This is a genomic window from Pseudoalteromonas sp. CST2 (assembly GCF_028599385.1).
Classification (GTDB): domain Bacteria; phylum Pseudomonadota; class Gammaproteobacteria; order Enterobacterales; family Alteromonadaceae; genus Pseudoalteromonas; species Pseudoalteromonas atlantica.
Map to the genome: position 1 here is coordinate 1 of NZ_JAQREO010000001.1, position 19,666 is coordinate 19,666.

General features: G+C 42.9%; 17 protein-coding genes and 2 rRNA genes. 14 read left to right on the forward strand and 5 right to left on the reverse strand.

The annotated features are described in order from the left end of the window. The 3 genes from PSH41_RS00005 to PSH41_RS00015 all read left to right on the forward strand — a co-directional run. Nucleotides 1-2,288: ribosomal RNA gene (locus tag PSH41_RS00005) — 23S ribosomal RNA — on the forward strand; the annotation flags it as partial. A 202-nt stretch (nt 2,289-2,490) separates the two neighbouring features. After that, a 5S ribosomal RNA gene (gene rrf / locus PSH41_RS00010) occupies nt 2,491-2,605 on the forward strand. A gap of 484 nt (nt 2,606-3,089) precedes the next feature. Continuing rightward, on the forward strand, nt 3,090-4,562 hold the full coding sequence (locus PSH41_RS00015) for an NAD(P)H-hydrate dehydratase (RefSeq protein WP_273589323.1): 1,473 nt from the start codon (nt 3,090-3,092) through the stop codon (nt 4,560-4,562). A gap of 4 nt (nt 4,563-4,566) precedes the next feature. On the opposite strand, the gene PSH41_RS00020 is transcribed toward PSH41_RS00015, so the two are convergent. The 5 genes from PSH41_RS00020 to PSH41_RS00040 all read right to left on the reverse strand — a co-directional run bounded on the left by PSH41_RS00020 (nt 4,567) and on the right by PSH41_RS00040 (nt 8,158). Then, nucleotides 4,567-4,959, reverse strand: coding sequence for a VOC family protein (locus PSH41_RS00020; RefSeq protein ID WP_273589324.1), 393 nt, complete (start codon nt 4,957-4,959; stop codon nt 4,567-4,569). Nucleotides 4,960-5,183: 224 nt separating this feature from the next. Then, complete coding sequence (locus tag PSH41_RS00025; protein WP_084554425.1) at nt 5,184-5,450, reverse strand: hypothetical protein; 267 nt, start codon at nt 5,448-5,450, stop codon at nt 5,184-5,186. A gap of 136 nt (nt 5,451-5,586) precedes the next feature. Continuing rightward, nucleotides 5,587-7,236 carry a chaperonin GroEL gene (gene groL / locus PSH41_RS00030; protein WP_004587677.1) on the reverse strand — a complete coding sequence of 550 codons (1,650 nt, stop codon included), beginning with the start codon at nt 7,234-7,236 and terminating at the stop codon, nt 5,587-5,589. A gap of 48 nt (nt 7,237-7,284) precedes the next feature. Next, a complete protein-coding gene (locus PSH41_RS00035; protein WP_004587676.1) occupies nt 7,285-7,572 on the reverse strand; it encodes a co-chaperone GroES in 288 nt (95 codons plus the stop codon). A gap of 109 nt (nt 7,573-7,681) precedes the next feature. Then, nucleotides 7,682-8,158: an FxsA family protein gene (locus PSH41_RS00040; RefSeq protein WP_004587675.1), complete on the reverse strand. Its 477-nt coding sequence runs from the start codon at nt 8,156-8,158 to the stop codon at nt 7,682-7,684. Between the two features lie 188 nt (nt 8,159-8,346). Between PSH41_RS00040 and cutA the strand changes: the two genes are divergently transcribed. The 11 genes from cutA to hflX all read left to right on the forward strand — a co-directional run bounded on the left by cutA (nt 8,347) and on the right by hflX (nt 19,609). Then, on the forward strand, nt 8,347-8,667 hold the full coding sequence (cutA, locus tag PSH41_RS00045; RefSeq protein ID WP_029772613.1) for a divalent-cation tolerance protein CutA: 321 nt from the start codon (nt 8,347-8,349) through the stop codon (nt 8,665-8,667). After that, on the forward strand, nt 8,667-10,481 hold the full coding sequence (locus PSH41_RS00050) for a protein-disulfide reductase DsbD (protein ID WP_273589325.1): 1,815 nt from the start codon (nt 8,667-8,669) through the stop codon (nt 10,479-10,481). The genes cutA and PSH41_RS00050 overlap by 1 nt, the downstream gene beginning before the upstream one ends. A 228-nt stretch (nt 10,482-10,709) precedes the next feature. After that, a complete protein-coding gene (aroQ, locus tag PSH41_RS00055; RefSeq protein WP_024031479.1) occupies nt 10,710-11,162 on the forward strand; it encodes a type II 3-dehydroquinate dehydratase in 453 nt (150 codons plus the stop codon). A 32-nt stretch (nt 11,163-11,194) separates the two neighbouring features. Continuing rightward, nucleotides 11,195-11,656, forward strand: a complete 462-nt coding sequence (gene accB, locus PSH41_RS00060; protein ID WP_004587671.1) for an acetyl-CoA carboxylase biotin carboxyl carrier protein — start codon at nt 11,195-11,197, stop codon at nt 11,654-11,656. A 25-nt stretch (nt 11,657-11,681) separates the two neighbouring features. Next, entirely contained in the window at nt 11,682-13,022 is a 1,341-nt protein-coding gene (accC, locus tag PSH41_RS00065) for an acetyl-CoA carboxylase biotin carboxylase subunit (RefSeq protein ID WP_024031477.1), read from the forward strand. A 125-nt stretch (nt 13,023-13,147) separates the two neighbouring features. Further along, nucleotides 13,148-13,624 (forward strand): tRNA (adenosine(37)-N6)-threonylcarbamoyltransferase complex ATPase subunit type 1 TsaE, encoded by a 477-nt coding sequence (tsaE, locus tag PSH41_RS00070; RefSeq protein WP_054983237.1) that lies wholly within the window; start codon nt 13,148-13,150, stop codon nt 13,622-13,624. Between the two features lie 170 nt (nt 13,625-13,794). Continuing rightward, nucleotides 13,795-15,138 carry an N-acetylmuramoyl-L-alanine amidase gene (locus tag PSH41_RS00075; RefSeq protein ID WP_031289362.1) on the forward strand — a complete coding sequence of 448 codons (1,344 nt, stop codon included), beginning with the start codon at nt 13,795-13,797 and terminating at the stop codon, nt 15,136-15,138. Nucleotides 15,139-15,172: 34 nt separating this feature from the next. Continuing rightward, on the forward strand, nt 15,173-17,035 hold the full coding sequence (mutL, locus tag PSH41_RS00080) for a DNA mismatch repair endonuclease MutL (RefSeq protein WP_273589326.1): 1,863 nt from the start codon (nt 15,173-15,175) through the stop codon (nt 17,033-17,035). Nucleotides 17,036-17,045: 10 nt separating this feature from the next. Further along, a complete protein-coding gene (gene miaA / locus PSH41_RS00085) occupies nt 17,046-17,963 on the forward strand; it encodes a tRNA (adenosine(37)-N6)-dimethylallyltransferase MiaA (RefSeq protein ID WP_029772607.1) in 918 nt (305 codons plus the stop codon). A gap of 77 nt (nt 17,964-18,040) precedes the next feature. After that, a complete protein-coding gene (hfq, locus tag PSH41_RS00090; RefSeq protein WP_004587665.1) occupies nt 18,041-18,304 on the forward strand; it encodes an RNA chaperone Hfq in 264 nt (87 codons plus the stop codon). A gap of 15 nt (nt 18,305-18,319) precedes the next feature. After that, nucleotides 18,320-19,609 (forward strand): ribosome rescue GTPase HflX, encoded by a 1,290-nt coding sequence (gene hflX / locus PSH41_RS00095; protein ID WP_273589327.1) that lies wholly within the window; start codon nt 18,320-18,322, stop codon nt 19,607-19,609. The last annotated feature ends 57 nt before the right edge of the window (nt 19,610-19,666 follow it).

The window sequence follows — 19,666 nt, forward strand, 5'->3', positions numbered from 1 at the left end:
TTAGGGTAGCCGTAGGGAAACCGAGTCTTAACTGGGCGAATAGTTGCAAGGTATAGACCCGAAACCCGGTGATCTAGCCATGGGCAGGTTGAAGGTTGAGTAACATCAACTGGAGGACCGAACCCACTAACGTTGAAAAGTTAGGGGATGACCTGTGGCTAGGAGTGAAAGGCTAATCAAACCGGGAGATAGCTGGTTCTCCCCGAAATCTATTTAGGTAGAGCCTCGGACGAATACTTACGGGGGTAGAGCACTGTTAAGGCTAGGGGGTCATCCCGACTTACCAACCCTTTGCAAACTCCGAATACCGTAAAGTAATATCCGGGAGACACACGGCGGGTGCTAACGTCCGTCGTGAAGAGGGAAACAACCCAGACCGCCAGCTAAGGTCCCAAAGTCATAGTTAAGTGGGAAACGATGTGGAAAGGCCCAGACAGCCAGGAGGTTGGCTTAGAAGCAGCCATCCTTTAAAGAAAGCGTAATAGCTCACTGGTCGAGTCGGTCTGCGCGGAAGATGTAACGGGGCTAAACTATGCACCGAAGCTGCGGATTCATCTTAGGATGAGTGGTAGGGGAGCGTTCTGTAAGCGGTTGAAGGTGTACCGGGAGGTATGCTGGACGTATCAGAAGTGCGAATGCTGACATGAGTAACGATAATGCGGGTGAAAAACCCGCACGCCGGAAGACCAAGGGTTCCTATCCCATGTTAATCAGGGTAGGGTAAGTCGACCCCTAAGGCGAGGCCGAAAGGCGTAGTCGATGGGAAACGGATTAATATTTCCGTACTTGGTATAATTGCGATGGGGGGACGGAGAAGGCTAAGCAAGCATGGCGATGGTTGTCCATGTGAAAGTGAGTAGGCTAGTGACTTAGGTAAATCCGGGTTGCTGTTAGGCTGAGACACGAGACGAGCACCCAAGGGTGTGAAGTTGCTGATGCCATACTTCCAGGAAAAGCCTCTAAGCTTCAGATTATACCGAATCGTACCCCAAACCGACACAGGTGGTCAGGTAGAGAATACTAAGGCGCTTGAGAGAACTCGGGTGAAGGAACTAGGCAAAATCGTACCGTAACTTCGGGAGAAGGTACGCTCCTATCTGTGATGAGACTTGCTCTCTAAGCGGACGGGAGCCGCAGTGACCAGGTGGCTGGGACTGTTTATTAAAAACACAGCACTGTGCAAAATCGCAAGATGACGTATACGGTGTGACACCTGCCCGGTGCCGGAAGGTTAATTGATGGGGTTAGTTTTCGGACGAAGCTCTTGATCGAAGCCCCGGTAAACGGCGGCCGTAACTATAACGGTCCTAAGGTAGCGAAATTCCTTGTCGGGTAAGTTCCGACCTGCACGAATGGTGTAACCATGGCCACGCTGTCTCCACCCGAGACTCAGTGAAATTGAAATCGCAGTGAAGATGCTGTGTACCCGCGGCTAGACGGAAAGACCCCGTGAACCTTTACTACAGCTTGGCACTGAACATTGAACCTACATGTGTAGGATAGGTGGGAGACTTTGAAGCAGCGACGCTAGTTGTTGTGGAGTCGTCCTTGAAATACCACCCTTGTAGTTTTGATGTTCTAACGTTGGCCCCTGAATCGGGGTTACGGACAGTGCCTGGTGGGTAGTTTGACTGGGGCGGTCTCCTCCCAAAGAGTAACGGAGGAGCACGAAGGTTGGCTAAGTACGGTCGGACATCGTACGGTTAGTGTAATGGTAGAAGCCAGCTTAACTGCGAGACAGACACGTCGAGCAGGTACGAAAGTAGGTCATAGTGATCCGGTGGTTCTGAATGGAAGGGCCATCGCTCAACGGATAAAAGGTACTCCGGGGATAACAGGCTGATACCGCCCAAGAGTTCATATCGACGGCGGTGTTTGGCACCTCGATGTCGGCTCATCACATCCTGGGGCTGAAGTCGGTCCCAAGGGTATGGCTGTTCGCCATTTAAAGTGGTACGCGAGCTGGGTTTAGAACGTCGTGAGACAGTTCGGTCCCTATCTGCCGTGGGCGTTTGAGAATTGAGAGGGGTTGCTCCTAGTACGAGAGGACCGGAGTGAACGAACCGCTGGTGTTCGGGTTGTCATGCCAATGGCATTGCCCGGTAGCTACGTTCGGAACTGATAAGCGCTGAAAGCATCTAAGCGCGAAGCAGGCCTCGAGATGATTTCTCACTAGACTTTTAAAGTCTCTGAAGGGCCGTTGAAGACTACAACGTTGATAGGCAAGATGTGGAAGTGGTGTGAGCCATTAAGCTAACTTGTACTAATTACCCGTGAGGCTTAACCATACAACGCCAAACGCGTTTTGTGACAGAAACAAGCGACAGAAGTTAATAGCTAGAGTAGATAGATACTTAGACTTAAAAAATATTATCAGAGTTTTCCAAATTTATGAGGTGACTCTTAGCGCGTAGCGTTAAAGTTGAGGCACCTTGCGCAAAGGAAAAAGAAGCACTACGTGCTTGTCATTAATCCTTTGCACCTAATTTGCTTGGTAACCATAGCGTTTTGGACCCACCTGACCCCATGCCGAACTCAGTAGTGAAACGAAACAGCGCCGATGATAGTGTAGCATTTGCTATGTGAAAGTAGGACATTGCCAGGCTCCAAATACAAGAAAGCCCGACTCGAAAGAGTCGGGCTTTTTTACGTCTGCAGACAAGTGAAATGCGGACAATTAATGCACACTCATCTACTTCTAGAATGTAGGTCGGGCGAGCGTAGCGACTCCCGACGCAATGATAATGTGGATTTGCTATGTGACTCTCCACCGCTGAGGGCACTAGGACATCGCCAGGCTCGAAATACAAGAAAGCCCGATTCGAAAGAGCCGGGCTTTTTTACGTCTACAGAAAAGTGAAAAATACATTCCAGATATTATTCGCACAGTCTCCACCACCTCCGTAGCGTGGGTTGAGTATCACGAAACCCGCGGATAAAACACACTACAGAACTCACACTCTTTGTACTAAAGCCTTCAATTTCAGTTTTAATAGCTGTTTAGCATGCTAAATCCGCTATTGAAAAGTGCTCTTTTATCCCAAGCTATAGTTATAGAGCATCTACACACTTATTTATGGCGAGTTTCTATGTTAAATAAACAAAGGCATATTTACACAAAAGAGCAGATTCGCTCTTATGAGGGAGAGGCGGCTAAGCAATGTGGAATAGATTTATTTACTTTAATGCAGCGAGCGGGAGAGTCCGTATACAAGCAGTGGCAGTCTTTTAACGCTAAGCTTACTTTAATTATTGCAGGTAATGGCAATAATGCGGGTGATGCTTACATAGCCGCGCGTTTAATTAAGGACTCTGGTGCAGAGGTTAAAGTTTGCGCTATAGACCCTGCTAAAACACTCAGTGGTGACGCTGCTAAAGCGAAACAGCTATGGCTTGATAATGGTGGCATAGTTAACGAGTTTGCAAAGAGTGATTTAGATTGCTGCGACTGTGTGATTGATGGGTTACTAGGTACTGGGCTTAATTCACCTGTTCGCGAAAATTTTTGTGAGATTATTACAGCCATCAACCAAAGCGAAAAGCCTGTTTTAAGTATTGATGTTCCCTCAGGGATTGATGCAAATACAGGTGAAGTATTAGGCGCAGCTATTCAGGCAACAAAAACACTTACTTTTATTGCGATTAAACAAGGCCTTTCTACAGGGACAGGTAAACAGCATGCCGGTGAGTTGATTCTCGATGAATTAGCAATTGAAGATACTTTTAGTCAACTCGCTTCACCTTCTGCTCATTTAATAAATATAGACAGCTTTAAACGTTTGGGCTCTCGGGCTTTAAATAGCCATAAGGGCAATCATGGCAAGTTATTATGCGTAGGTGGCAACCAAGGTACTGCGGGAGCAATTAGGCTCAGTAGTGAAGCTGCGCTAAGAGCAGGCGCGGGGATGGTGAAGGTTTATACGCATCAAAGCTCTATTATGCCAATAAGCATAGGTAGGGCAGAATTAATGGTCATGAGTGAAAACCTTGAACAGGCTTTAGAGTGGGCAAGTTGTGTTGTACTTGGTCCTGGACTTGGGCAGGATGAATGGGCTAAAAAAACGTTTTGCACAGTAATGCACTATTGCCAAGAGCACAATACGCCGCTCGTACTTGATGCTGATGCACTTAATTTATTAGCTGAAAATGCAAGTGCTTATACGTTGGCTCAATGTGTTCTTACTCCGCATCCTGATGAGGCGGCTCGGCTCATTAGCAAAAATACATCTGAAATAGAGTCAAATAGGTTTGATAGCGTGCGATTATGCGCAAAACGGTATAATGCTACTTGCATATTAAAAGGCGCTGGCTCTTTAATTGATAACGGTAAAAACACTTGGGTGTGTGAAAATGGTAATGCAGCACTTGCCGTGGGAGGGAGTGGCGACGTACTTACAGGTATTATTGGTGCATTGCTTGCTCAAGGGCTTAGTATCGATGAGGCAGCGCGATACGGGGTAACTCTTCATGCTCGAGCAGGTGAGGTTGCGGCTGAAGAGCAAGGGCAGCGCGGCTTGCTACCCTCGGATTTATTTCAAATAGTCAGGTCGTTAATCAACTAAGTATTTAGCTCTGTTGAATAAGATCCCATTTGTTACCATAGAGATCTTCAAATACGGCCACCGTACCGTAAGACTCATTACGAGGCTGCTCATGGAATACTACGCCATTTTCTAGCATGCTTTCGTAGTCGCGCCAAAAGTTGTCAGTGTTTAAAAATAGCCATACACGGCCACCTGCTTGATTGCCAACAGCGTTAAACTGCTCAGGCTCTGTGGCTTGTGCAAGTAATATATGTGTGCCGTTTGAGTTGGGTGGAGTTATTAACACCCAGCGTTTTCCATCACCTAAATCCGTATCTTCCACTAATTCAAAGCTTAATTTTTTTGTATAAAATGCGATTGCTTCGTCATAGTCTTTTACAACAAGAGCAATACTACCTATATGCTGCTTTGGCATAACTTAAAAACCTAAAGTTGTTTTATGTCGGTGTATTTTCACATATCAATACAGGGTTGAATAGTATAGGTAAATGTTTATTAAAGCTTATTTTAAGGGGGGTTGTACGTTATACATTGGCTTCGCATATAGGGTTAGTAGTAAAAGGGTTCACTCTATTTTAAACCTTAGAGCATGCTTAAAGCGTCCTTAAAGAGTGTTTTAATTTACGTAGCTAAACTGGCTTACTCATCTTCATTAGTAGGGTCGTCACCTGAGTCTTCTTTTCGTTTACGCTGCTCTTGCTTGGCCTTTTGAACATTTTCATAAGTAGGGGGTGGAATAGGCATAAGTGAAATTAGTGGAAAGAACGCTAAAAATAAATACGCTCCTTTAGACATGCTCTTACCCCATATAACGAGCTTAAGCATAATCCAGGCAATAAATACCACTAACCCTGTTATAAGTGATACCAAAATAAAGAAGGTGATTAATTCATTATTATTAAGCAAATCCTTTTACCTTTAATCCAATAACTCATGGTATAGATATGGAGATAAATTAAGCAATAACAATAGGCTTGTACTAAAAAGCAAAAACCCAGCCGAAGCTGGGTTTTATATAAGCAAGGTGCTTAAAGGAGGATGATCACATCATGCCGCCCATACCACCCATTCCGCCCATGCCACCCATATCAGGGGCACCAGCAGCTTCTTCTTTAGGGATTTCAGCAACCATTGCTTCGGTAGTGATCATTAGACCCGCAATCGAACCTGCAAATTGTAGTGCAGAGCGCGTTACTTTAGTTGGATCTAGAATACCCATTTCAAGCATATCGTTGTATTCGCCAGAGGCTGCGTTGTAACCGTAGTTACCTTCGCCACCTTTAACAGCGTTTATTACTACTGACGCTTCGTCGCCTGCATTTGTTACGATTTGACGAAGTGGTGCTTCCATCGCACGAAGTGCAACTTTAATACCATGGTTTTGGTCTTCGTTGTCGCCAAGTAGCTCAACTAGCTTGCTAGCAGCACGTACTAGAGCAACACCACCACCAGGTACTACGCCTTCTTCAACCGCTGCACGAGTTGCATGTAATGCATCTTCAACACGGTCTTTTTTCTCTTTCATTTCAATTTCAGTCGCTGCGCCTACTTTAATTACTGCAACACCGCCGGCAAGTTTAGCCATACGCTCTTGTAGTTTTTCTTTATCGTAGTCAGACGTTGCTTCTTCAATCTGTGCTTTAATTTGAGCAACACGGCCGTTAATGCCATCTTCTTCACCCGCACCATCAATGATAGTTGTATCATCTTTAGTGATTACTACACGCTTAGCAGTACCTAGGTCTTCGATAGTTGCTTTTTCAAGCTCTAAACCAATTTCTTCAGAGATAACAGTACCGCCAGTTAATACGGCAATATCTTGTAGCATTGCTTTACGACGGTCGCCAAAACCAGGGGCTTTAACTGCTGATACTTTAACAATACCGCGCATGTTGTTAACTACAAGCGTTGCAAGTGCTTCGCCTTCTAGGTCTTCAGCAATGATTAATAGTGGCTTGCTTGCTTTAGCAACGGCTTCTAATGTAGGTAGTAACTCACGAATGTTAGATACTTTTTTATCTACAAGTAGAATGAACGGGTTGTCTAGCTCAACAGCACCTTTTTCAGCGTTATTGATAAAGTACGGAGATAGGTAACCACGGTCAAACTGCATGCCTTCTACAACATCTAGTTCGTTCTCTAGTGATTGACCTTCTTCTACAGTAATAACACCTGTGTTACGGCCTACTTTTTCCATTGCTTGTGCAATGATGTCGCCAATTTCTTTATCAGAGTTAGCTGAAATAGTACCTACTTGTGCAATAGCTTTAGTATCAGCACATGGTACAGATAGCGCTTTAAGCTCTTCTACTGCAGCGATAATTGCTTTATCAATACCGCGCTTAAGATCCATTGGGTTCATACCCGCAGCAACCGCTTTAAGACCTTCGTTTACAATAGATTGCGCAAGTACAGTTGCGGTAGTAGTACCGTCACCCGCTGCATCATTTGCTTTAGATGCAACTTCTTTCACCATTTGTGCACCCATGTTTTCAAACTTGTCTTCAAGTTCGATTTCTTTTGCTACAGATACACCATCTTTGGTGATCACTGGAGAGCCAAATGATTTATCTAGTACTACGTTACGGCCTTTAGGACCTAAAGTCACTTTTACTGCGTTTGCTAGGATATTTACGCCTGTTAGCATTTTAGCGCGTGCGTCACCTGCAAAAAGTACTTCTTTTGCTGCCATCTTTAATTTCCTCTAAATTCTTAAATGTTTGTTAAACGAAAAGTAGGGTTAGCCTACAATGCCTAAAATGTTGTCTTCACGCATGATCAGGTACTCTTGACCTTCGATCTTTTCAGTTTTTTCAACATATGAGCCAAATAACACAGTGTCACCGGCTTTTACTTCTAAAGCTCTAACGTCACCGTTATCTAGAACGCGACCATTGCCAACAGCAATAACTTCTCCGCGAGTTGATTTTTCAGCTGCAGAGCCAGTTAATACAATACCGCCAGCAGACTTGGTTTCTTCTTCTAGACGCTTAACGATTACGCGATCTTGTAAAGGACGAATGTTCATTTTTTTAGTTCTCCTAACAGTTTCTGAACAGTACAGAAAAAAGCTTTTCTAATTTGCATTCATTAATGGGGGTAGAGTGTAAAATTCCAAGAGAAAAATCGATAAATTTTTAATCTTTTCTCTCATACTCGCCATCAATGGTAGTTGGTTTATTTACATGCTGTTGTTCTTGCTGCGAATGTGGGTGTTGTGTAAAGGCCGAAGAGCCTTGCTGTGCACCTGTGCTCATGCGAACCGTTGCTTGACTTGCAAGGCCTGCAGCAAGTTTATTGCGTATTGAGGGGGTTAATAATAGTAGGCCGAATACATCGGTCATAATGCCTGGGGTTAGCAATAAAACACCCGCAATGATCACGCAAATACCGGTAAATAATTCTTTAGCTGGCATTTGTCCTTGGGCCATTTGGCTTTGTGCATTTTGTAATGCACCCATACCTTGTTGTTTAACCATTCTGGCGCCCAAAATAGCCGTAACAATCACTAGGGCTATAGTCGCAAAACCACCAATTACATCGCTAACCTGTATTAGTAGCGCAATTTCGATGATAGGAATGATAATAAACAACACAAATAAAAATCTAAACATAGGGCTCTCTAAATAATGGCACTCAAAAGAGTGGATGAAATATAAGTGAGGGTGAAAGGGTCTATTTTCAAGGTTGAGCTTAAAGTGATTAATAATTGCTTAATATCTACAATTATTCATCGCCTACACATTACACTAGCTATCAGATACTATTGCATTAGTTCCCTATAAATTAGTAAAGGTTAATTATGACTACGCAATTTAAATTGATATTTACCACGTGCAAAGATGAGGCTGAAGCACGCACTTTAGCAAAAGCACTTGTAGCGCAAAAATTAGCGGCGTGTGTAAATATTTTACCAAATATGACCTCAGTTTATATGTGGGAAGGCGATGTTGCCCAAGAGATAGAAGCAAAGCTACTGATTAAAACAAAATCAGAAAAAATGAATGATGTTTTTGAAACCATCAAAAGTTTACACAGTTACGAAGTACCCGAAATTCAAGTGGTTGATGTGGCCACTGGTAATTTGGCTTATTTTCATTGGATGGATGAGGTATTAAATTAATGCGGTTTTTCTTTTTATTATTGGTTAGCTTGCTGGCGCTTCCGGCAAAGGCAAACACCAATAATGTGCTAGGTGATTTACTTGCCCCGCCACAGCAAACCTTTTTACCCGTAGACCAAGCGTTTGTATTTGATTTTGATCAGCAAGGTAGCACTTTATTTGTGGGATGGGATATAGCCCCTGACTATTACCTTTATAAAAAGAAAATAGAAATTATCGCCAAAGGCGCCAACATAAAGGTGGGCGATGCCGGTACTAGCGAAATAATTGAAGACGAGTTTTTTGGCAAAACCGAAGTTTTTTTCAATAGTGTGAGTGTTATAAGTAAGCTCAGTAATGTTACAGAGGGTGCTGTTGTAAAGGTGCGCTATCAGGGCTGTGCCAAAGCAGGGCTGTGTTATCCGCCTGAGGTTATTAGTATCCCTTTAAGTGTTATTGCCTCAGAGCAAGCGCAAGGTAATAACTCATCTGCTAATGCCGCTGATACATTAAACGCATTAACTCCTCCTGTAGACTCAACACGTAGCCAAAGTAATACAACCACTCAAGATTTAAGTTTTACAGAGCGATTAGCAAGTCAAAGTTTAGTAACCAATTTACTCATATTTTTTGCTGTTGGGGTGGGGCTTGCGTTTACACCGTGTGTGTTCCCTATGTTTCCTATTTTATCGAGTTTAATTGCAGGGCAGCAAAATTTATCTACTAAAAAAGCGTTTGCGTTGTCGTTTGTATATATACAAGGTATGGCGCTTACTTATGCAGCATTAGGGTTAGTAGTGGCGGCCTTAGGCGGGCAAGTGCAGGGGTATTTACAACACCCTTATGTACTTATTAGTTTTAGTTTACTGTTTATATTGCTCGCAATGTCGATGTTTGGCTGGTACGAAATTAAGTTACCCAGCGCCATGATGAGCAAGCTAACGCAAGTCAGTAATAACCAAAAAGGCGGCAATTACCTAGGTGTGTTTTTAATGGGGGTATTGTCGGGCTTAATTGCATCACCTTGTACCACAGCTCCGTTGTCTGCTGCGCTATTATTTGTAGCGCAAAGTGGTGACTACCTTGTCGGTGGTTTAACCCTGTATGTATTAAGTTTAGGAATGGGCCTACCGCTTTTATTACTCGGTACATCTGGTGGCAAATTGCTTCCTAAAGCAGGCGGTTGGATGGAGCAAGTTAAAACTTTATTTGGTTTTATTATGCTTGTTGTGCCACTTATTTTATTGGAGCGAATAATAAGCGCCGACATTATTTTACTTATGGCGGGTATTTTAGCACTGGCAACGGCTATTTATTTACACTATTGGCAGAGTGCGCAGCCACAAAGCAAGCTTAAAACAGCGCTTTGGTTTAGTGCTACATTTTTAGTAGTTACTGGTTTTACATTAGCTAAAAACGTTATTTGGCCGCAGCAACAGGTTGAGCAGGTTAGTCAGCAAATTAATGAGTTTAAACAAGTGGCTAATTTAACCGAGCTAAAAAACGCTGTTGCTGAAGCTAATCAGCAAGGCAAACTGGTGATGGTTGATTTATACGCCGATTGGTGTGTGGCATGTAAAGAGTTTGAGCATTACACATTTCCAGATGCCAAAGTACAGAGCGAGTTTAGTCACTATCAGTTAATTCAAATCGATTTAACGCAAAGTGATGACACCACCATTGAGCTAATGGAAGAGTTCACCGTGTTTGGTTTACCCAGTATTTTGTTTTTTAACACCCAAGGGCAAGAGCTAAGTTCAGAGCGCGTTACAGGATTTTTAAACGCCGATGATTTTGCCACCCACCTAGCTGCAGTGCGCGCCAGTGCACAATAATAGTGCAATTTAGCCGCTTGGGCTTACCAAGTGGCTTGCCTCCAATTACGTCATATTTATTACACCTCCAGAGATTAGACCAGTATTTTGCTGCTATTTACATCGAACTGACTATAATAGTTGGCTAACGTGAGAATTTGTTGCAATTTTTGTTTTTTATACTTACTTTAGTGTACAAAATTAGCTCGCAACGGCTTAACTCATTACTTAGAGGATATATCGCGTATTATGGCTGCAAAATTTAAACTTTTAGTTATAAATGGTCCAAATTTAAACATGCTAGGAAAGCGTGAGCCAGAAAAGTACGGTTTGCACACTCTTGGTGAAATTATGAGCGAACTAACGACTGCCGCAGAGGGTCTAGATGTTCAGCTTACGCATTTTCAAAGTAATAGTGAGCAAGCCCTTATTGAAAGAATACACGATGCTTGGCAGGCAGTTGATTACATAATTATTAATCCTGCTGCATTTACGCATACTAGCGTCGCTTTACGTGATGCATTGTTAAGCGTTGATATTCCTTTTTTTGAGGTGCACTTAAGTAATGTGCATGCACGTGAAGCATTTCGTCATCATTCGTATTTTTCTGATGTGGCGCAAGGTGTGGTATGTGGATTAGGTGCAATGGGTTACCACGCAGCATTGAACGCTGCCGTGAGCCGGTTGCAAAACTCGAATTAATTTAAACTAACAAACTTATAGGCGGGTCGTTCATGGATATTCGCAAGATCAAAAAGCTAATCGAATTAGTAGAAGAATCAGGTATTGCTGAGCTAGAAATCACTGAAGGTGAAGAATCAGTACGTATTAACCGTAACAACATGAGCGCAGGTCCTGCTTACGCTCAGTACGCACCACAGCAATTTGCTGCTCCAGCACCTGCGGCACCAGCACAAGCTGCGCCAGCCGTTGAAGCTGATGCTACACCAGCAGCGCCTGCAGGCCATCAAGTTAAATCACCTATGGTTGGTTCATTTTACTCAGCAGCTTCTCCAGAAGCGCCAGCATACGTAGAAGTAGGTTCTCAAGTAAAAGTAGGTGATACTTTATGTATCGTTGAAGCAATGAAAATGATGAACCAAATTGAGTCAGATAAAGCGGGTACAGTTACAGCTATTTTAGTTGAAAATGGCGAACCAGTAGAATTTGATCAACCTCTATTCATCATTGAATAATTTAGTAACCTAAAGGCCAACTCTTATGTTAGATAAAGTAGTCATTGCAAACCGAGGTGAAATAGCACTTCGCGTATTGCGCGCCTGCAAAGAGCTTGGGATCAAAACGGTTGCTGTGCATTCAACGGCGGATCGCGATCTTAAGCACGTATTACTTGCAGATGAAACCATTTGTATCGGTAGACCTCCAGCCACTGAAAGTTACTTAGATATTCCGCGCATTATTGCGGCTGCTGAAGTAACAGACGCTGTAGCGATTCACCCAGGATATGGTTTTCTTTCAGAAAATGCAGATTTTGCTGACCAAGTTGAGCAAAGCGGCTTTGTATTTATTGGTCCAAAAGGCGACACTATTCGTCTTATGGGCGATAAAGTATCGGCAATTAATGCAATGCGCAAAGCTGGTGTACCATGTGTACCAGGTTCTGACGGTCCGGTATCGGATGACAAAGAACGCAACATGCAAATTGCAAAGCGCATTGGTTACCCGGTAATTATTAAAGCCGCTGGTGGCGGTGGTGGCCGTGGTATGCGTGTAGTACGTAGCGAAGCTGAATTAATTGATTCAATCGCACTTACTCAACAAGAAGCGAAACAGTTTTTTGGTAATAGTATGGTTTACATGGAAAAATTCCTTGAAAACCCTCGCCACATCGAAATTCAAGTACTTGCTGATGGACAAGGTAATGCTGTTCATTTAGGTGAGCGTGACTGTTCTATGCAACGTCGTCACCAAAAAGTAGTTGAAGAAGCGCCTGCTCCAGGTATAACGGCAGAAGTGCGTAAATTTATTGGTGAGCGCTGTACACGTGCATGTATCGAAATTGGTTACCGTGGTGCAGGTACGTTTGAGTTTTTATACGAAAACGGCGAATTTTACTTCATCGAAATGAACACCCGTATTCAAGTTGAGCACCCAGTGACTGAAATGGTAAGCGGTGTTGATTTAATTAAAGAGCAGCTAAAAATTGCTGCTGGGCAACCGCTATCTTTCACGCAAGATGACGTGGTTATCCGCGGCCATGCAATTGAATGTCGTATTAACGCAGAAGACCCAGAAACGTTTATCCCGTCGCCGGGTAAAATTACACGTTTCCACCCTGCAGGTGGTTTAGGTATTCGTTGGGATAGCCATATTTATGCTGACTATACAGTACCTCCACATTACGATTCGATGATTGGTAAGCTTATTACTTACGGTGAAAACCGTGATGTGGCTATTGCCCGTGCTCGTAATGCGTTGAACGAATTAGTTATTGATGGCATCAAAACAAACACGCCATTACATAAGAAAATTCTTGCAGACGAAAACTTCCAAAGTGGTGGTACAAATATCCACTACCTTGAGAAAAAACTAGGGCTATAAAGCCCCAGTTAATTAAAACCGGCTTAGGCCGGTTTTTTTATGCCTAAAACGCCAATTTATCGCCTTCAAGAAATATTCTGGTATGATTAGCAAAGATGCGCTTTTAGTAAATTTTTGAGGTAACAATGACGCGTAGTTTTGAAGCTCACCTAAATGATGAAATAGCCACAGTAGCAATGGGTAACAAAGTGGCTGCTATTATAGAGCAAGGTGCAGTAATTTATTTACACGGCGATTTAGGTGCAGGTAAAACAACATTTACGCGTGGTGTAGTGCAAGGCTTTGGCCACACTGGTAAGGTAAAAAGCCCAACCTATACGCTGGTAGAGCCATACGAACTGACACGTGCTAATGTATATCATTTTGACCTATACCGGTTAGGCGATCCTGAAGAGCTTGAGTACATGGGTATAAGAGATTACTTTTCTGAGCAGGCTATTTGTATTGTTGAGTGGCCAGAAAAAGGGGGAGAATTTATACCAGTTCCCGATTTAGACATTACCTTAAGTTACGTTGGCGATGAGCGCAAAATTGTTATGAATAGTGCAAGCGAGCGCGGAATAGCAATTGTCGAAAAACTTACTAACCTAAACCCGAGTTAATATAGTTACTAACACATTGAAATATAAAAGCATCAAAGTTACCTTTTTAGTTGGCGTACAAAATAGCGGCTTAAGGTAGATTTACTATCCAACGTTTAGGTTAATAAGCTAATAGCGGGTTAAGGCGCCCGCTCTCATAATAATAAATAGTTAAGGCAATGGTAGTTATAATGAATCGAGGTGTAGTTAAACTTTTTATTTGTTTCATAGTTTTCGCTGTGAGCTTACCGTTGTGGGCAAAAAATACCATAAATAGTGTACGAGTATGGCCCTCGCCAGATAGCACGCGGGTGGTATTTGATTTAGATGATAAGCCCGATTTCAGCTATTTTATGCTTAAAAACCCGAGTCGCTTAGTGGTCGACCTTGAAAACACCAAAGGGTTAAAAGTATTACCGAGTATTCCTTCTAAGCACAAAATTGTAAGCAAGCTGCGCTATTCAAAACCTAAAAATAAACAAAGTGTACGTTTTGTATTTGAGCTAACCGCGCCTATTAAGCCGGTTATTTTTGCGCTGGCACCTACTGGCCCGTACAAAAACAGGCTGGTTGTGGATTTATATAATAAAAGTGAACCCGCAGTAAGCACTACACCTGCTCAAAAAGCAGCTAAAAAGCGCCAGTTAAGCCAAGAGCGAGACATTGTTATTGCAATTGATGCGGGCCATGGCGGAGAAGACCCTGGTTCTATTGGCCCCTCTGGTACGTATGAAAAAACCATTACTCTACAAATAGCTAAACGTTTAGAGCGTATGATTGACGGCGAACGTGGCATGATTTCGCGCATGGTAAGAAGTGGCGACTACTTTGTTAAGCTTAATACCCGTACCAACCGAGCACGCCAGAAAAAAGCCGACTTTTTAGTGTCAATTCATGCTGATGCATTTACCAGCCCTGGGCCAAATGGTGCTTCGGTGTGGGTGTTATCGCTTGGTCGCGCTAATTCTGAGATTGGTAAATGGATAGAAGATAAAGAAAAACACTCAGAGCTTTTAGGTGGTGCAGCCGATGTAATTAAAGATGCTGCTAACGAAAAATACCTCGCGCAAGCGCTGCTCGATATGTCGATGGACCACTCAATGAAAACAGGGCTTAGTGTGGCCGAAGAAGTAGTAAAAGAGCTAAAAAAGGTCGCTAAATTACATAAAAAAGATCCACAACATGCAAGTCTTGCCGTATTAAAGTCGCCAGATATCCCTTCCATTTTGGTTGAGACAGGTTTTATTTCAAACCCCCGTGAAGAGCGCATGTTAAAAAGCGCTAATCATCAGGAACGCTTAGCTAAAGCGATGTTTACGTCTATAAAAAATTATTACTTAAAAAATCCACCTGATGATTCGTTATTTGCAAAGCTTAAATCGCAGTACCCAACTAAGCATAAAGTTCGCCCAGGTGAATCGCTAAGCCTATTAGCGAGTCGGTATGGCGTATCGGTAGCCAAATTAAAGCAAGTTAATCAACTACGCTCAAACACCTTGTTTATAGGTCAAGAGCTGGACATACCGCAGAGTTGATGTTTATTAAACCTGTACACGTATTAGGGGCCTCATGAGTATTGAAATATTACCTGCACGATTAGCTAACCAAATAGCGGCAGGTGAAGTGGTTGAACGCCCGGCTTCAGTGGTTAAAGAATTAGTAGAAAATAGCTTAGATGCGGGCGCTACGCGTGTGCAAATAGACATAGAGCGGGGCGGTCACAAGCTTATTCGTATTCGTGATAATGGCTCAGGTATTGGCAAAAATGAGCTCACTTTAGCGCTTTCTCGCCATGCAACAAGTAAACTTAAATCACTCGATGATTTAGAAAACATTTGCTCCTTAGGCTTTAGAGGGGAAGCGCTTGCATCTATTAGTTCGGTATCGCGTTTAACGCTTAGCTCAAAGCCCAAAGCACAAGATGCCGCGTGGCAAGCGTTTGCACAGGGCCGCGATATGGACGTGCAAGTTAAGCCGGTAGCCCACCCAGATGGCACAACGATAGAAGTTAAAGATTTATTTTTTAACACCCCAGCAAGGCGCAAGTTTTTACGCACCGAAAAAACCGAATTTAGCCACATTGATGAGCTTATAAAGCGTATTGCACTGAGTCGTTTTGATGTGTCGATTACACTGACGCATAACCAAAAGGTAGTTAGGCAGTACCGTGCTAAAACGGAGCCAAATCAAGCGATTACTCGGGTTGCGCAAGTTGCAGGTAAAGCCTTTGCTGAGCAAGGATTACATATTCAATCTGGCGAAAGTGGTTTGCAGCTACATGGTTGGGTATTGCCAGTGGGATCAGCTAATACCACGCAATATACATATGTAAATAATCGCATGATGCGCGATAAGCTAATTTTACATGCTATTCGTCAGGCGTTTGAAGAGGTAAGTGGAGCGCAAGAACTCCCTGGTTTTGTTATTTATATTGATATTGACCCAAGGCAAGTGGATGTAAATGTTCATCCTGCAAAGCACGAGGTGCGTTTTCATCAAGGCCGGTTAGTGCACGACTTTATATTACAGGCGATTAAGCAAGTAGTTGTGCCTCTACAAGGCGAATTTGCAACTAATCAAGCGCCCACAGACGATTACCAATCCTCGGCGTTTATTGAGCAGCCAAGTCATGCGGCTAATAACCAGCCAGTTCAGCAGGGGTATGATTACCCTAAGTCACAGTTGCAGCCAATAGATTCACAAAACGGTGGTTTTACTAGTCGTGCCCCCTCTAATCGTGCAGGGTCAGGGGGTGGCGCTGCGGGGTATGCTTCACCGTCTCAAAAACATGGTGCAAATCATCACGATGTAAATGCATTTTATCAAGGGGTGAGTGAGCAACAAGCCGCTCATTTTGAGCATAGTGTAGTAGCGCAGCCCGTTACTGATGAAAGCGCTGCACACACATTAAAAAGTGTGCAGGTATTAAATGTAAATAAAGGCGTGTGTGTATTTACTCAGCAGCAGCAGTTATTTTGCTCACACTATAAGCATGCACTTGTTGATTACTGGCATGCACAAATAAAAGAGCTGGGTAATTTAGAGGGTAAAGCCTTGCTACTACCCGTAAGGGTTAACCTTGAAAAAGCTGACTGCGAACTAATAGCTCAGCAGCAATCGTGGTTTACTTTATTAGGCTTTGAGCTAGTTATTGAAAAACAGTTTGTGATGGTTAAAAAGCTACCCACGTGTTTATATTTACTTGAAGTATCAGCCGCGGTTGAAAGCTTGCTTGGCGCATGTAAAACACAGCTCAACGAGTTACAAGCGTGGCTTACATGGCAGCTTAGTTGTGTACCAGAACGCTTTTATGAAAGTAATGTATTTATTGAATTACAAATTAGCTTACAAAATAATCCGCAAACAATTGAACGTTTAAAAGAAAAAGCAGTTAAAATAGACCTAGAACACTATTTAACGCAATTAAATTAAGGTACCCGTGTTGAGCAATTTACCGGTCATATTTTTAATGGGCCCAACCGCAGCTGGTAAAACAGCGTTGGCAATTTCACTGTGTGAGCACTTAAATACAGAAATAATCAGCGTTGATTCAGCGTTAGTGTATAAAGGTATGGACATAGGTACGGCAAAGCCCGATGCAGAAGAGCTTGCTCGTGCTCCGCATCATTTAATTGATTTACTCGATCCGAGCGAAACCTATTCGGTCGCCGATTTTAGACGTGATGCGATAAAAAAAATTGATGAATTCCATCAACAAGGTAAAGTACCAATATTAGTGGGTGGCACCATGATGTACTTTAAATCTTTAATTGATGGATTATCGCCACTGCCTGAAGCCTGCCCAGTAGTTAGGGCTGAGCTTGAAGCGCAAGCAAAACAATTTGGCTGGCCACATTTACATCAAGAGCTGGCTAAAGTAGATCCGCAAGCGGCCGACAAAATAAGTGAAAATGATTCACAAAGAATAAATCGAGCTTTGGAAGTTTACCGTATTAGTGGTAAAACAATGACTGAATTGCAAAAGCAAAAGCAGCCAACGTTACCTTATACTTTTCATCAATTTGCGATTGCGCCTGATGATCGCAGTGAATTACATCAGCGAATTGAAAAAAGGTTTAAAATAATGATAGAACAGGGGTTTGAAAAAGAAGTTTCGACCCTATATCTACGTAAGGATTTACACCCCAATATGCCTTCTATTCGTTGTGTAGGTTATAGACAAATGTGGGATTATCTTGCGGGTGAAGTAGACCATGATGAGATGGTTTTTCGCGGCATTGCTGCAACGCGTCAACTGGCAAAACGTCAGCTAACGTGGTTACGGAGTTGGCCTGATGTTACTTGGTTAACAACAGACGATGAAGAAAACTTGCATCGCGTAGTAAGTTCGCTAAGCTAGTAGTAGTTGCGAATTATTTAATTAAATAAGTTCAGCTACTTAAATTATAATAACACCTAGAACGAAGGAACAATAACATGGCAAAAGGCCAATCGTTACAAGACCCATTTTTGAATGCACTACGTCGTGAGCGCATTCCAGTATCAATCTTTTTGGTAAATGGCATAAAATTACAAGGTAAAATTCAGTCATTTGACCAATTTGTTATTTTACTTGAAAACACTGTAAACCAAATGGTGTATAAACACGCAATTTCAACAGTTGTACCTGCTCGTGCAGTCAACTTCCAAGGTGTTCAAGGGAGCGATGACACTGAAGAGCAAGAACCAGGAAATATTTAATTAGGAGCGTAATGCTTGTTTGACCGCTATGAATCCGGCGAACAGGCAGTCTTAGTTCATATCGACTTACCTAAAGATGGCGATCGTGAAGATCTTCATGAATTAGAGTTGTTGGTATCTTCTGCTGGTGTTAGTAGTTTGGCGGTTGTGCAAGGCAGCCGCCAAGCACCACATCCGAAACTATTCGTCGGTACCGGTAAAGCAGAAGAAATAGCTGAGATTGTCAAAATCCACAATGCAGATGTTGTCATCTTTAATCATCAATTAAGTCCGTCTCAAGAACGTAATTTAGAGCGCGTTTGCCAATGTCGTGTACTTGATAGAACAACACTTATTCTTGATATTTTTGCCCAAAGAGCCCGTACCCACGAAGGTAAGCTACAAGTAGAGCTTGCCCAGCTTAGGCATATGTCTACTCGATTAATCCGAGGGTGGACTCACCTTGAGCGCCAAAAAGGGGGAATAGGTTTACGAGGCCCAGGCGAAACACAGCTTGAAACCGATAGACGTTTATTGCGCGCGCGCATTAAAAATATTCGTGCCCGATTAGCCAAAGTGGCTGTACAACGTGACCAGGGTAGACGTGCGCGTACGCGTAACGAAATTCCTACCGTGTCGCTTGTAGGGTATACCAATGCGGGTAAATCAACCCTGTTTAACCGTATAACAGACTCAGATGTATACGCAGCGGATCAGCTTTTTGCCACGCTTGACCCAACACTACGTAAACTGGATATAGGTGATGTTGGTTCGGTTATTTTGGCCGATACAGTGGGATTTATTCGCCACTTACCGCATGACTTAGTGGCAGCCTTTAAAGCAACACTAACAGAAACGCGTGAAGCCGACCTACAATTACATGTAATTGATGTGGCAGACCCGCGCAGACGCGAAAACATAGAGGAAGTACAGTCGGTTTTAAAAGAGATTGAAGCTGATGAAGTACCGCAATTATTAGTTTATAACAAAATTGATGCGCTTGATGATGTAAGCCCACGAATTGATCGGGATGACCAAGGACAGCCTATAAGAGTATGGTTATCTGCACAAACCGGCGAAGGGTGTGAGCTACTTAGTGAGGCAATAAGTGACCTGCTTGCTAAGAAAATGCTTAGTGGTACGTTATTACTTGCCCCTCAATATGGCCGCTTAAGAGCGTCTTTATTTAGCTTAAGTGCAGTCCATGAAGAGCGCTTTGATGAACATGGTAACTGGTTGTTGGATGTACGTTTACCTATGGTTGAATGGAACCGATTAATTAAAGAGTTTGGTCCTGAAATTGAAGGTTTTATCAATCGCGATTAAAAATTGGCATATAAATGTCGGTTTTTGTATGAGAAACGCGGTAGATTTGATAGATTT